Raw genomic sequence first — 12,422 nt, 5'->3', positions numbered from 1 at the left:
GGAAATGGATATCTATAAGCAGCGAATCAGCGCTCTGCGCGCCGCGATGGCGGGGCTCAGCCAAAAAGACTTTGCAAACCAACATGGGTTGGACGCATCGTATTTGTCCCAGCTTTTGAATGGTCATCGAAAACTCGGCGAGAAAGCAGCTGCAACCCTCGAAGAGAAGATCAATCTGCATCCTGGGAGCCTGGTGAATCCTGAACTATTGAGCGGCTCCGATGCGGCCGAAATTATTGTACCCGCCGCTGCCCCCGTTGACAGTCGAACGGTGATGCAGTCGCTCGGATTCATTACTATCCCCCACCTCGACGTGGCGGCGTCGATGGGGTCTGGCAATGTTCCGCCCGACTCTCAAATTGAAGTGATCAAGGATATTACTGTCCACCTTGATTGGCTCAAAACCCAAGGTTTATCCTTCTCAAGGATCGAGAACTTAGCAATCATCACTGGTGATGGCGACAGCATGGACGGGACATTTCGTGACGGCGACTCCCTGCTGGTTGATCGAGGGATTACCGAGATCAGAACCGATGCAGTCTACGTCTTCACATTGGATGGAGACCTTTACATCAAACGACTGCAGCGCATGACCGGCGGTGCGTTGCGTATGATCTCGGATAACCCTTTGTACCCTGCGATAATCATCGAAGGTGCAGACCTTACAAAGGTCCATATTCAAGCCCGAGTCCTGCTTGTGTGGAATGCCAAGAAACTGTAAACCTCGTGCCCCTTCAAGCCCGCAATTGCGGTTTTTTTTGTGCCCAATCGCAAAGGAGTACAGATGTACTCCTTTCGGTCTTGCGAAAAAAACCTGCGCAAAATACTGTATGCATACACATGCAAAGCCAAGGAGGACCAGATGGCTAGCGTAGCGCACAAGCTGATAGCAACGATGTCTCCCGCACAGATTCTCGCGGCACGACTCCAAAACATTATTCGCTCTCATTCCGCTCAGGGAGATCGATATGCGGTGATCTACAAACAACTAGATGAAGATCAACGGCACTGGGATCAGATAATCGCAGCGATAGAAGATACGGAAGGTGTTCACGTGAATATTCAATCTGACGGGGCCGCACGAATATCGTGGTACCTGCCCGAAACCCTACGTCGCCCTGAGTGCGGCAGGCGCAGTAGCAAAACCGGCCATTGATTTAGCATCTGCTATTGCATAAATATTTAGCTTTTGCTAATTTATCTCGTACCCCTCTCACCATAGAGTACGAGCCATGCACACAACACAGCGAAACACCCGCTGCCCGGTGTATCTCCACCCGGCAGCGGCTTCCAACCGCGAATCTATAACCACCATTCAGCGCCAGACCGGCCTGCTGTTGATCATCCCGCCAAAAAGCAGCGCCGCCAAAGCAGCACCTGTACCGGCAGTCGATGACTTGGGTCCGTGGGGAGGTGATGCGGCATGAAGCAGATCCTGATCGGCCTCACCGGCCCTGCCCGCTCCGGCAAAACCACCGCCGCCCAACACCTGGCCCACGAACATGGCTTTGAGTGCTACGCATTCGCCGACCCGTTGCGCGACGGCATCATGGCCATATTCAACCTCAGTCCCGAGGATCTGGAAGGCGAGAAAAAGGAGCAGCCCATTGACTGGCTGGGTCGCTCACCACGCCAACTGATGCAACTGCTCGGCACCGAATGGGGCCGTCACATGATCAGCGCCAACCTGTGGATTGACCTCGCCGAACAGAATCTTGATTGCCTCAGTGCGGTGTTCGACGGCGTGCTGGGCTTTGTGGTGAGCGATGTCCGCTTCGAAAACGAGGCCGATTTCATCCGCAAACGCGGTGGGACCGTCATTCATTTGTCCCGACCCGACGCAGCGGAAGTGAATCCCCACATCAGCGAAGCGGGTGTGTCAGTCCATCCGGACGACTTGGTGCTGACCAACGACAGCGGCCTTCAAGATCTGTTTGGGGCACTGGACGAGTTGTATCGCGCTATCCGCTCACGCGGTTTGCTGGCTGTAGCCTGAGGCATTCCTCATGAACAGAACCCTAGACGCTACAGCAGTGATTCTCGGCATGAAGCCAAGGGCATTTCGAAGGGAGTTGCGCGAAATCGGCGTGTTGACCCAGGCAGGCGAGCTTGCCACCAAGCACCGCGACCAAGGCTACCTGTACGAAGATTCACGCAGCCGCTGGAACAAGAACATTCACGCCTACAGCCACTATGCAGTGGTGATGGTCAAGGAGGCCGGTGTTACCTGGCTTTCAAACCAGCTTGGCATCACCACCACGAACAAGGACGCCGCAGCATGACTCTGAACGCAATTACTCACGCCGTAGGCGCGCTAAAACTGGTTCCGATGCACCTGAACCACCCAACAATCGTAAGTCGCTCGACGTTGATCGGTGCAACGTCAGAGGCACTCAGCATGCTGGACGGTTTGCCGCCTGTTACTGCCGAATTGGCGGAAGTATTTCGAGCTGTAGACGCTGTGCTGCTTGAGGGTCAAGTCGCCTATGTGACCCCCACGCGCAGCCCCGAGCGGCCATATGGCGCAGTGGTCGCAGACGCACAGGGTCGGCTTTGCGCAACGGCAACCGGCAAATCGAAAGAGGGTCTCGCGGAACTGATTCGCCTTCAGTTGGTGCCCCAAAAGGAGGGGCACGGGGAGGACGCTGCGTGAGTGAGACTTTAAGTCAGCTCCGGGAAGAGTTCGCCACGCCCTGCCCCACGCTAAGCACTGTGCGGGAACGGTATTTCTCGCACATATCGAGTGACCGCTACCTGCTTCGCAAGATCAACGCGGGCCGTATCGACCTCAAGGTTACTCGGCTGGGTGGATCGAATAAGGGCCAGCCAGTGGTTTACCTGCACGACCTCGCGGCCTATCTCGATGCGCAGGCCAGGTTGAAAGCGGCCTGATTCAAAGGTGGTCACTACCTTCCAGTGACACAACGCAGTAGCCCGTCGCCGTCCTCTCACCACCGATCCGGCGACGGGCCCATCCCAAGGACACAGCACATGCAAGCACAGCACATCATCATTCTGGTAGGCATAGGGGTCTGCTTTCTGCTCCTTACCGCCTTCATAGAAAGAACAATCAAACGGGCAATACGCAGATCGTACTTGGCAGGAAAATCTGCCGGCATCGCCGACAGCAGCGTGCGGATTGATGCATTGAATGCAGAGATAGCAATGCTCGCACGCGACCGCGAGACACTTCTGCTCACCATTGAACTCAAAGACCTCGGTATCGAGCATATGAAGGCGCAGTTGAGCTCGGGCAATACCGGCTCGCTCACAAAAGCCGATCTGCAAGTTCTGTCAGACACAGCCGTCACGCTGGGGCTGGCCCATAAAACGTGGGTGCACGTCAAAGGCACAGGGCCGTGGTGCAATCGGGCAACAACTCAACTTCAGCAGCTGAACGCCCTAGTGCTCCGAGTCCTTGGCGAGATTCGCGGAGCTAATGAGTTATCCGAGAGCCAGACCGATGTAGGGAAAGCAGCATGAGCGAGAACGATATTGATATATTGATCAAACTCCCAGAGGTATGTCGGCAAGCTGGCTTCGGTAAGTCGACGATTTACGAACTCATCGCTGCTGGTACTTTTCCTACACCGACTAAGCTTGGACGCTTTTCCCGCTGGTCACAAAAGGAAGTTCAGGCGTGGATTGAGAATCAGAAGCTCGCGAGATTTGCGGCCTGATCAATCTGAAGGCAGGCACCCGTATTAAAGCCTGCTTTCAGAGATACTAATTTACTTCAAGGGTAAAGTTTGTCGTAAGTATCTTCAACGGCCTTGAGTGCTTCGTCATGGCTATATTTATTTTCATCAAAAATGTATGCCAGTTCTGTCCTAGAGTGATTGTACGTCGGCCCTGCACATATATAACCAGCTTCTTGGCTAACGCATAGCCCCTTAGTTCTAGCCAGGCCCCAACCTCGCCTGCAAGATCCCGTACAGCAAGTCGCCCACCAAATATACCGACAACACCATCAACCACCACCTCCAATAAAACTCTATCTAGACTGGCGGCTGTATCAAATAGCTTCACATTTTTCATTCATTATCCTCACTATAAAAAATATAGTCATCCCACCACTGCATTAACGCTTTTCGTGCAGGTAGGTACGATGCATGATTATAGGCTGCCTTGCTTTTCTTGTGCTCGACATGCGCCAGCTGTAACTCGATTACGTCACTAGACCATAGCTCAGACTCGTGTAGATGAGTGGATGCTGTTGCACGAAAATCATGACAGTGCCAACCTTTCAGATCCATGTACTCAAGCGCACGGTTTAAAGTGGTAGCACTGATTGGCTCCTTGGGATGACGCATTCCGGGAAACAAAAGGTCACCAGCCGTTATCTCACGAAGCTCACGCAACAGGACCAGCGCGGACTCAGGCAGCGGCACCAGATGAATCTTGCGTTTCTTCATGCGCTGGGCCGGTATCGTCCACAATGCAGCATCCAAATTGAATTCGGACCACTCTGCCAAGCGCAGCTCGACGGTTCGAACAAACAAGATCGGCAACAGATAGAGCGCAATTACGGTTCGCCTGTGACCCCCGTAGTTTTTGACTGCGTTGAAGTACTCCCTCAGCTCTACCAGACTCATTGGGCGGCTGTGATTGACCTCGTTCCGCCTAATCGCCCCTCTCACCGCTGCCGCTGGATCAGAGTCCGCACGCAGATTCGCCACCCCATAGCAGAACACGGCAGAGATCCACTGCCTAACCATCAGCGCCAAGGTGGTCGCGTTCCGACGGTCCATTGCAGTAATGATCTGCAATACCTGGGCAGCTGTAATTTCACGCAGGGGTAGGCGACCTATTCTAGGGTAGACATCGTTCACGAATGCCCGCTCGATCTGATCTCGATACTTTTCAGTGCGCTGGGCGAGCCGCTTCTCAATCCACTCCTGCGCCACGATCTTGAACGTATTGCGATTTTCGGTCAGCTGCTGCGCCTTCTCGGTTTGCCGCACGTGCGCAGGATTCCGTCCCGATTTGACCAGATCCCTCGCTACATCCCGCTCAGTGCGCGCATCCGAAAGCGACACATCGGGGTAGGAGCCAATCGCGTAAGTGTTTTCTTTACCTGCGAGACGAAACCTGTAGCGCCAGAGCTTTGAACCACCCGTAGTGACCTCAAGATACAGGCCGCCACTGTCGGTCAGTTTGGAGGAGGTTTTGCCCGGCTTCGCCTGGCGGATCTTGAGGTCGGTAAGGGCCATGAGGGTATGCGGGTATGCGGGTATGCGGGTATGCGGGTATGCGGGTATGCGGGTATGCGGGTATCCAATATTCTATACCCGCAACCATACCCGCATTTTATCTGGATGTCTCCGTACAACAACGGACAATGACGGATGAATTAGCTAAAGAAACCGGAACCTGAGACGCAAATAAAGACGACGCCGGACAATAGTGGACGATAATCATAGTTATCGATCATCAGCAGCATTTTGCTATCAACCTTTTGATTTACTGACTTGATTCAGGCCTTCCGGATTCCACCTCGTTCATGCATTCCAGGCACAACGCCGGAGATGACAGAAAAAGAAGCATCACAAATCGAAGGCATACAGGTACGGGTCCGGCAGGGCCGGCAAGGAAATAGTCAGGCGCGCCAACGCCAACGGGCGTGAGCCTTGATAACGCGCATCAAAAGCTTGCTGACTGTCGTCACGGAAGGGGTCTCATCGGTACGTTTCGGGACATTAGCGTACCGAATCAGCCGGTGCAATATGAATGTACCGGGCAGGACCGATTGAAAAGCCCGTCAGGACCGAAAAGAGGGCCGCGCCTCCTGATGGAGGCGGGATTCAGGCTGGGGCACGATGGCCGAGGGGTGGGGAGCCGGAGGGAACATCAGTGCGCAATCTCGCGCACGTAGGCTTGGCAGGCTTTCAAAGCGATCAGTCCCTGATCGCCGTAGTCGGTGATGGCGACAATTCGTCCAGCAGCCGCTGGGTCAAGTTCGCCTCGCGGGCTTCCATGAACCAGGCTGTCGGAATCGGTGGCGGCTGACATTTCGTCGTCACCGGGGGAGCTTGCGAGAAGGACTGACAGCCGCAGATCAGCGGTAGCCAGACGATCACGCAAGCGAGCTTGAGCAGTCTGTGCATCGCTCAATTCCTTATGAATGGTTGTATCGTTATCTTGCAGACGGAGTTCCAGCGCCCGCCTTCGCGCTTGTTCAGCGTTCTGCCAGTCGACGACCGTCAGCGCCGCCTGTTCGCGCTCACGCTGCCAAGCCAGCGTTTGCGTAGACAGTTGCAGGCCATAGCGGGCCGCCTGCCACTGCCAGGCGGCCCATGTGCCGAGCCCCGAACCCAGCACGAACGCCACGATCACGAAACGCATATCCAGCGCTTTCATGGCAGCACCTCCAGTGCTCGCTGATACAGCAGTTGCCGATCAGCAAGGCCATTGGTACCGCCATTGATACGCCGGGTGATCATCAGCAAGTCGCCCTTGTCCGCCAGCAGGTTGAGGTTGGCCCGATCCCAGAACCACGCCGCCGACATGGCGGCATGCTCCGGCTGTTCAAGCAGTTGCGGCTGGCGCAACAGATCCAGCCCCAGCGCCTCCCCGCATGCTTCATAGTTGGCCCGCCCCGTCACCTGAATCAGCCCACGGCCACGGTACAGTTGGCCGTCGCCATCGGCCTCCGGCGTATTGCCCAGACGCAGCGCCAATTGCCCAGTGTCGTACTTTGCCAGGTAACTGTTGTTACCCAGTTCACGCACGTAGCGAAGCTGCCCGGATTCATGCCCGAGCTGGGCGATGAACCCGGCGATACGCAGGCGAGTGTCGATGGCGTAGCGGGCCATGGCGATGTTGAGAGCAGGAACGAAAACGCCGACGTTAGGGCCGGCGTTGGGGAGGATGTGCAGTAGTTGTTGGGTAATAATGAGCATACGCATGTATCTCGATATAGTGGATGAAAACGCTTGCAGGCGTCAGCGCCCCTCACTGTTCCGCTTAAATTGCAGGTAGCGCTCGTCGGTATCCTCGATCAGCGCTTGATTTGGGTACTCGGCGTCATCCTGGACGCACGCAAACACAGCAATAATGGTTTTACCGTCTTCGGAAAGCTGTACATTGATCATAATCACCTCAAAATCTGTAACCGCAAATGTTGATTGAACCTTCCTTGAAGGTGCCTGAGAGCACACCCGTCGACCAAAAAATCGTTTGAGAAGTTATCACCTTCAGGTTTGAGAAAGAGCCAGTTGATATATTCTGAATTGTCTCTGACATGCTGTTTCCGGCTACCTGCTGAAAACCAATACCAGACACGGAGGAGGTAACCGTTATCGCGGCGTTGGCGGTGTTCACTCCCGCGATCGCAAGCCAACCAGTAACCGCTTTGGTCGATAAGGGTATTACAGATGCCAGACTTAAAGGCTTGGCGGTGATCTGTACTGTAGTCGCCGCCACCTTTTCATTTACAAAACTTACCTCTCGCCCCTCCATAAACCCGACTTGAAATAAGGAACTCTTGGTCCTCCAGATACTGACCAATGCGGAAGCCGTAAAACCGGCCGGCATGCTTCCTCCGGTATACACTTCACCTGCAGTTGTCGACGTGGCGTCAGTGCTCAGCAAGGCCGACGCACCGGTGAGCGGATTGTAGATGGCGTAAATGGCAACGAATCCATTCGCTGGTGCCACGCCAGTGTCCATGCCCCCGCTACCCACAGTAGTCAGGTTGATTGTTTTGTTAAACGAACCCAGCCGATACCCCATCCCCCCCAGACCAGTCTCAACAACAAGCTCATCCGCCGTTATCGTCGCGGAAGCGGAGGCAACGGCTACATTCATGGTCAGGTTGCGGGCACTACCTACTATAGTGATGGGCAACAGGCCGGGGTCGTCAGTCGATACCGCCTCACGCCAGCCAGTCCAGATGCTGCTTGCCTGCGTGCGCCAGAACTTGCGGCTGCCACCCCCCAGTTGAGTAACGACTTGCAAGCAACCGCCGTTGTTATAAGGGATAACCTCCACAGCGCTGTTCGTCGGCAACGGCTGATTAAGCGTTGTTGGACTGGTGCGATACCAGCCGCCCTGAACGGCTAAATTGAGGTCTGTTACCAACAAACTAGTAATCGTGCCCAGCCCCAATGCAGCAAGCGTAGACTGAACGAATGCAGTATTCGCAATGGATAAATCGTTATCGCCTGACGCTGCGGTAGGAGCCTTGGGATCACCTGTAAAAATCGGAGAATCTATCCCCGCCGTCTCAGTTATTTTGCCGCGCTTGGTGATGTAAATCGCGTCAGGGTTAAAAACAAGCTCGACCCATTCCGCCGCATTGAGTCGTAACGTGTTACTGCCAGCGCCATATAAAGAAATAACCTCGGCACCGCTGGCTTTAATAGTTGCAGCTCCTGGAGATGAGTTATGAAAGGTGATGGATTTACCCACCCCTACACTCGCCTTGGAAGGCAACGTCAGCGTGATACCACCGGCATTGATTCTGTGCCAATGCCCCGCCGCTCCGGGTAACAAAGTTTCTGAAGCGGTGTAGCCAAACCCGGCACCTTTGTAGGCCTGCCTGACCTGCGAACCAATCTGCGTAATTGCCGTTGCCAGTTGATCAGTTTTGGTTTCATCAGGCTGCTCCCCCCCGGCCGCCATCGCATTCAAAATCTCCTGCGTCACTGCGTTGCCCCACTGCGCAGGAATCAGCGAACCGGGGGTGCCGGTGGCCGGGTTTTCATCTACAAACTTGCCGCTTGCCAAGCCTACGCCCGGCACACTCTTGGGATAATCCACATTGTGTTCCTCAATTGAAGTTTACGAATTCGACGCTGTGCGCCGGTGCTGCTCGACGGATCAAACATTCGATTGCGAGCCCGGGGTTGACCCCGAACCGCTCTCCCCAATAGCTGGCCCCGAAGCGCCGCCCCAGCCGCTGGCGACCGCCGGTGTTCAGGGTCCACATGAATTGCGCGTTCCAGGTGCCGAAGTGCGCCCGGCCAAAACGCGAACGCCCCATACGGGGCGCTCGGTGTTCGGTCACGGTGGCGTCGGGGTAACCCTGACTGATGGCAATGTCGATGTAGAACGCTACGTTCTGCCCTCCTGTCGCTACCAACCGCTGGCGCACTGACAGACGCCGGTCTGCGAACAGGGGTTTGAGGCCGAGGCACGGGTCGGGCAGATTCATGACCCGCTCCCAGTCCGGCACCAGTTCACTGACGGTCGCGGGGTCCATCTCGTTGAGCAGGTCGAAGGCGCGGCCATCGATGCGTGCAAACTCCCGGGACAGGCCGGTAATGACCTGCTGCAATTCCGGCACCCGTTCCGGGTCCCAAGCGGGACCGAATGGCAGCAGCGCCTGCAACTGCTCGGCGTAATGTTCGGCAGTTCTTATGACGACCATTGGATACCCCCGAACGTGAGCAGCTGGTTGGCGGCTGCGGCAACGTTGGCAACCGGCGACACGAGCACATGATCGGTTTCACCGGTCGCACGGCTGATGGCCTCGGCGATGTGCGTGAGCAACAGGGTTTCGCCCAGTCCGCCCTCACGGTTATGCAGGTCCAGCAACTGCGCCTCGACTGCCGCTCGCACGGCAGAGGTATCAGGCGTGAGTCTGATCGTGTAGACCACCGGCTTCTGCACCGGCGCGAGCACATACACATCGGCGGTGACAGGACGCAGCGGCTCGATGTAAGCGGCCACCGCAGCAAGCTCCTCTGGGCCGGGAATAGGATCGACCTGGTCGTCACGCGTGAAGAACACTGCAACCGTCCCTGGCCCCATGAAACGACGTACACACCAGGCCCGCGTCACGCCCGGCACCTCCAGCGCCCAGGTCACGTAGTCATCCTGATTGCCACCATGCGGAATAACTCGGTATGAGCGCACCACACGAGCCCGCAACGACTCGATACTTTCCTGCGCGATGCCGCCAGTCAGACCGTCGCCGATGACGGTGAACGTACTGTCGATGCCTTCGACCGGCTGCACAGCGGTCATGACCAGACCAGCATCGGCGTTACCGAGCACGCCTGCATCCACTGCTTCGACCGTGGTTGTGTTGCTGCCTGCAACCGTGGTGACGCCTTTTGTCACTCGATAGAAGCGCCCGTCACTGAATTGCAGAATCGTGTCGACATCCAGCACCGCACCGGCAGCGGCGCTAAAACGCACGGAGCCAGTAGCGGCCTGGGCAACCTTGCGTGGCTGCCTCAGACGCAGGATGGCTTGCCGTTCAAGGGTCTCCTCATCAGCTGTATCGGGCAGAATCTGGTCGGCAATCCAGTCCTGATAACCGTACAGCCCGTAGGCCGCACCGCTGTGCGCGCGGGACAGTACCCGAGCATCGGACTGACGCAGCGCTTCGTCGGCGAGGTCGACCTGGGTTCGGTTGATCAGCGCCGGTAACGTAGGTGTTTCAAACGGCATAAATCACCTGCCACTGTTCAGAAGGGTTGAAGCGCACGATCTGACCGTCCGAAACGACCAGCTCGACGCCCAGGTTCAGGCGATTGCTCTGAACCTGTTCGGTAAGGATGTTGATGTTGCTGACCTGACCGTCGTCGATCAGCCAGTCGAGTGCTTCGCGGGCATAGAACTCGGCATCGCGCCGGGTCTGCGCGGTGAGCCGGACCCGGCGCAGCAGCCACAGCCGGGAGCCGATACGGTCATTGGCCTGCGCCGGGTAGGTATCGCCCCACCAGCCGTAGCGTTCGGCATCGTCGAACGGGTCGTCCGCCTCGGCACGCCGCCAGGTGAACAGGCTGATGACCACCGAGCGCAACAACGACGCCTGCAAAGAGCCTTCAATGATCATCCGGCACCTCCAGCGGGCGGTCCGCTCTGGCCGTTACCTGCCTGAACACCGCCATGCAGATGGCTGATCTGACTGATGCCACCTGCAACCTGATCGCCTTGGGAGACGATCTTTCCGGTCTGGGTGATCTGCGGTGTATCGAAGTTCACCGCGACCGCCGCCTTGATGTTCAAGGTGTCGGTTTCAATGTCGATCACCTTGCCGCGCTTGAGGTGAATCTTGTCGCCCTCGTCGGTGTAGATCGCCACTTCGCCGGACTCCAGGCCCTTGAGGCGATAGCGTCGGTCGGCCACTACCAGCAGCAGACCGTGTGAGCGGTCGCCACCAATGAAGGCGGCGATGCCTTCGGCGCCGGCCAGCGGGTTGCTGGTGAAGCCGTAGGGCTCGAAGTGCTCCATGTCGTCCTTGACCTCTCCGGCGGTGAGGCGCATTTGCAGCGCCTGCATTTTGCTGCTGGCTCTGGCGAGCACCACCGTGCCGCGCACCAGCATGCGATTGAGTAAGCTCATGAGGTTGTTTCCTCGTCGATGGGCAGTAGCCAGGAGTAAGCGTCCTGATTGACCTGCACCTTGCTGCGCTTGTTGGGGTCACCAGGCTCGGCCTGGAAACCTTCAGGCGGACCGACCACCAGTGTGGTGGTCGTGCCTTTATCGGTCAGGGAATAGGTCACGGCTGAAATCAGCATGTTCCGGCTCGCAAAACCAATCACCGGATCGATCACTCGCACCAGGGTGTTGTGCCGCCAGAGCGCGCCGTTGGACTGCCGCCAGCCCTGCACCTTGTAAGTAGTGAGCAGTGCCTTGCCCGCCCGCTGACCACGCTCCCAATTGGCCCGACTCAGGGCAAGCGCGGGAGTGATCGGGGCGTCCTCATGCACGATCAGCACGCGCAGACGTTTTTCATGCTCCGGGTCGTCGTGCCTGAGGTCGGTGACCTCGGCTGACACCTCTGACGCTTCCTTGCCGAATGCCTTGTCATTACCGGTCTGCTGACCAATCACCCGGTATTCGGAAAAGAGTCCGGAAAAATCCCGGGCGATGCTGGCGCTGAGTACATTTTTGCCGAGCTCGAGCGCGTCGGCGCTCTGCCCTCGACTCCCCGGCTTGGCCAGTACCACATTGCCGTACTCGTCATCGGTGGAAAAAATCCGGAACAGGGTCAACAGTCGGTCGATGGACTTGAACACGCTTTCAGCCGGCTCGATGGTGTGATCTGCCATTTTCGAGGTTTCCGGTATTTCGCTGATCACCTTCAACGTATAAGGAGCAGCCAATGCCTCAACAATCTTCAGCACCCCAACGCCTTTCCACTGGCTCGGCCTGTTGATAGCCGAACAGTCAATGAGGTCGGCGGTTTTCGAGCGACCGGAAATAGTCAGTGTGACCTGCGTGCCGTCGTAGCTGACCGGCGCGGCAAATACCCAGCCGGTCAGGATCAGTTCGCCGCCGATACGCACTTCGCAAGCTGCACCGGGGGTGATCGGATGCGCGACTTCAGTGCCCGGCCACTGCCAGGTAATGCTCACGTCAAAGCTGCGTGCCTGACGCTCGATGCCGGCAGAGATTTCCACCGATTTCCAACCGGCGTAGTCGTGTTTGTCCACCGTCAGGGTGACAACGTTAGGGTCGATCAT

At 56.8% G+C, this 12,422-nt stretch carries 19 protein-coding genes and 1 pseudogene; 9 read left to right on the top strand and 11 right to left on the bottom strand.

Features of this window, described 5'->3' with window-relative positions; all coding sequences use genetic code 11:
• The first annotated feature begins 4 nt into the window (after window positions 1-4).
• The 9 genes from ALO80_RS16355 (at window position 5) to ALO80_RS16315 (ending at window position 3,680) form a co-directional block, all read left to right on the top strand.
• Window positions 5-721 (top strand): XRE family transcriptional regulator, encoded by a 717-nt coding sequence (locus ALO80_RS16355; RefSeq protein ID WP_055009742.1) that lies wholly within the window; start codon window positions 5-7, stop codon window positions 719-721.
• A gap of 141 nt (window positions 722-862) precedes the next feature.
• Window positions 863-1,156: a DUF1654 domain-containing protein gene (locus ALO80_RS16350; RefSeq protein WP_235812485.1), complete on the top strand. Its 294-nt coding sequence runs from the start codon at window positions 863-865 to the stop codon at window positions 1,154-1,156.
• Between the two features lie 76 nt (window positions 1,157-1,232).
• Window positions 1,233-1,427, top strand: coding sequence for a hypothetical protein (locus ALO80_RS16345; RefSeq protein ID WP_055009740.1), 195 nt, complete (start codon window positions 1,233-1,235; stop codon window positions 1,425-1,427).
• Window positions 1,424-1,996 (top strand): deoxynucleotide monophosphate kinase family protein, encoded by a 573-nt coding sequence (locus ALO80_RS16340; RefSeq protein ID WP_055009739.1) that lies wholly within the window; start codon window positions 1,424-1,426, stop codon window positions 1,994-1,996. The genes ALO80_RS16345 and ALO80_RS16340 overlap by 4 nt, the downstream gene beginning before the upstream one ends.
• 49 nt (window positions 1,997-2,045) lie before the next feature.
• Window positions 2,046-2,282 (top strand): hypothetical protein, encoded by a 237-nt coding sequence (locus tag ALO80_RS16335; protein ID WP_055009738.1) that lies wholly within the window; start codon window positions 2,046-2,048, stop codon window positions 2,280-2,282.
• Window positions 2,279-2,653 (top strand): hypothetical protein, encoded by a 375-nt coding sequence (locus tag ALO80_RS16330; RefSeq protein ID WP_055009737.1) that lies wholly within the window; start codon window positions 2,279-2,281, stop codon window positions 2,651-2,653. The genes ALO80_RS16335 and ALO80_RS16330 overlap by 4 nt, the downstream gene beginning before the upstream one ends.
• Window positions 2,650-2,892 (top strand): pyocin activator PrtN family protein, encoded by a 243-nt coding sequence (locus ALO80_RS16325; RefSeq protein WP_055009736.1) that lies wholly within the window; start codon window positions 2,650-2,652, stop codon window positions 2,890-2,892. Before ALO80_RS16330 ends, ALO80_RS16325 begins: the two co-directional genes overlap by 4 nt.
• A 99-nt stretch (window positions 2,893-2,991) precedes the next feature.
• Window positions 2,992-3,483 carry a hypothetical protein gene (locus ALO80_RS16320; RefSeq protein WP_055009735.1) on the top strand — a complete coding sequence of 164 codons (492 nt, stop codon included), beginning with the start codon at window positions 2,992-2,994 and terminating at the stop codon, window positions 3,481-3,483.
• Window positions 3,480-3,680 carry a helix-turn-helix transcriptional regulator gene (locus ALO80_RS16315; protein ID WP_055009734.1) on the top strand — a complete coding sequence of 67 codons (201 nt, stop codon included), beginning with the start codon at window positions 3,480-3,482 and terminating at the stop codon, window positions 3,678-3,680. The genes ALO80_RS16320 and ALO80_RS16315 overlap by 4 nt, the downstream gene beginning before the upstream one ends.
• A 46-nt stretch (window positions 3,681-3,726) precedes the next feature.
• Here ALO80_RS16315 and ALO80_RS16310 read toward each other — a convergent pair whose 3' ends face one another.
• The 11 genes and pseudogenes from ALO80_RS16310 to ALO80_RS16260 all read right to left on the bottom strand — a co-directional run bounded on the left by ALO80_RS16310 (window position 3,727) and on the right by ALO80_RS16260 (window position 12,422).
• Entirely contained in the window at window positions 3,727-4,038 is a 312-nt protein-coding gene (locus tag ALO80_RS16310) for a hypothetical protein (RefSeq protein ID WP_235812484.1), read from the bottom strand.
• The gene (locus tag ALO80_RS16305) at window positions 4,035-5,213 is read right to left on the bottom strand and encodes a tyrosine-type recombinase/integrase (RefSeq protein WP_055009733.1); all 1,179 of its coding nucleotides are present in this window, start codon (window positions 5,211-5,213) and stop codon (window positions 4,035-4,037) included. Before ALO80_RS16305 ends, ALO80_RS16310 begins: the two co-directional genes overlap by 4 nt.
• A gap of 637 nt (window positions 5,214-5,850) precedes the next feature.
• Window positions 5,851-6,360, bottom strand: a complete 510-nt coding sequence (locus ALO80_RS16300; protein WP_055009732.1) for a lysis system i-spanin subunit Rz — start codon at window positions 6,358-6,360, stop codon at window positions 5,851-5,853.
• A complete protein-coding gene (locus ALO80_RS16295) occupies window positions 6,357-6,902 on the bottom strand; it encodes a glycoside hydrolase family 19 protein (protein WP_055009731.1) in 546 nt (181 codons plus the stop codon). The genes ALO80_RS16300 and ALO80_RS16295 overlap by 4 nt, the downstream gene beginning before the upstream one ends.
• A 42-nt stretch (window positions 6,903-6,944) precedes the next feature.
• Window positions 6,945-7,094, bottom strand: coding sequence for a hypothetical protein (locus ALO80_RS31305; protein ID WP_159420671.1), 150 nt, complete (start codon window positions 7,092-7,094; stop codon window positions 6,945-6,947).
• A gap of 1,114 nt (window positions 7,095-8,208) precedes the next feature.
• Window positions 8,209-8,763, bottom strand: a pseudogene (locus ALO80_RS32335) (phage tail protein); the annotation flags it as partial.
• Window positions 8,764-8,773: 10 nt separating this feature from the next.
• On the bottom strand, window positions 8,774-9,373 hold the full coding sequence (locus tag ALO80_RS16280) for a YmfQ family protein (protein ID WP_055006367.1): 600 nt from the start codon (window positions 9,371-9,373) through the stop codon (window positions 8,774-8,776).
• Window positions 9,361-10,401: a baseplate J/gp47 family protein gene (locus tag ALO80_RS16275; protein ID WP_055009730.1), complete on the bottom strand. Its 1,041-nt coding sequence runs from the start codon at window positions 10,399-10,401 to the stop codon at window positions 9,361-9,363. The genes ALO80_RS16280 and ALO80_RS16275 overlap by 13 nt, the downstream gene beginning before the upstream one ends.
• The gene (locus tag ALO80_RS16270; RefSeq protein ID WP_055009729.1) at window positions 10,391-10,789 is read right to left on the bottom strand and encodes a phage GP46 family protein; all 399 of its coding nucleotides are present in this window, start codon (window positions 10,787-10,789) and stop codon (window positions 10,391-10,393) included. The genes ALO80_RS16275 and ALO80_RS16270 overlap by 11 nt, the downstream gene beginning before the upstream one ends.
• The gene (locus ALO80_RS16265) at window positions 10,786-11,298 is read right to left on the bottom strand and encodes a phage baseplate assembly protein V (protein WP_054987073.1); all 513 of its coding nucleotides are present in this window, start codon (window positions 11,296-11,298) and stop codon (window positions 10,786-10,788) included. The genes ALO80_RS16270 and ALO80_RS16265 overlap by 4 nt, the downstream gene beginning before the upstream one ends.
• Window positions 11,295-12,422, bottom strand: coding sequence for a phage baseplate assembly protein (locus ALO80_RS16260; protein WP_055009728.1), 1,128 nt, complete (start codon window positions 12,420-12,422; stop codon window positions 11,295-11,297). The genes ALO80_RS16265 and ALO80_RS16260 overlap by 4 nt, the downstream gene beginning before the upstream one ends.

Source organism: Pseudomonas caricapapayae, from assembly GCF_001400735.1.
Taxonomy (GTDB): Bacteria; Pseudomonadota; Gammaproteobacteria; order Pseudomonadales; family Pseudomonadaceae; genus Aquipseudomonas; species Aquipseudomonas caricapapayae.
The sequence above is the reverse complement of the archived record's forward strand: the minus strand, read 5'-3'. Positions and strand labels throughout refer to the sequence as shown.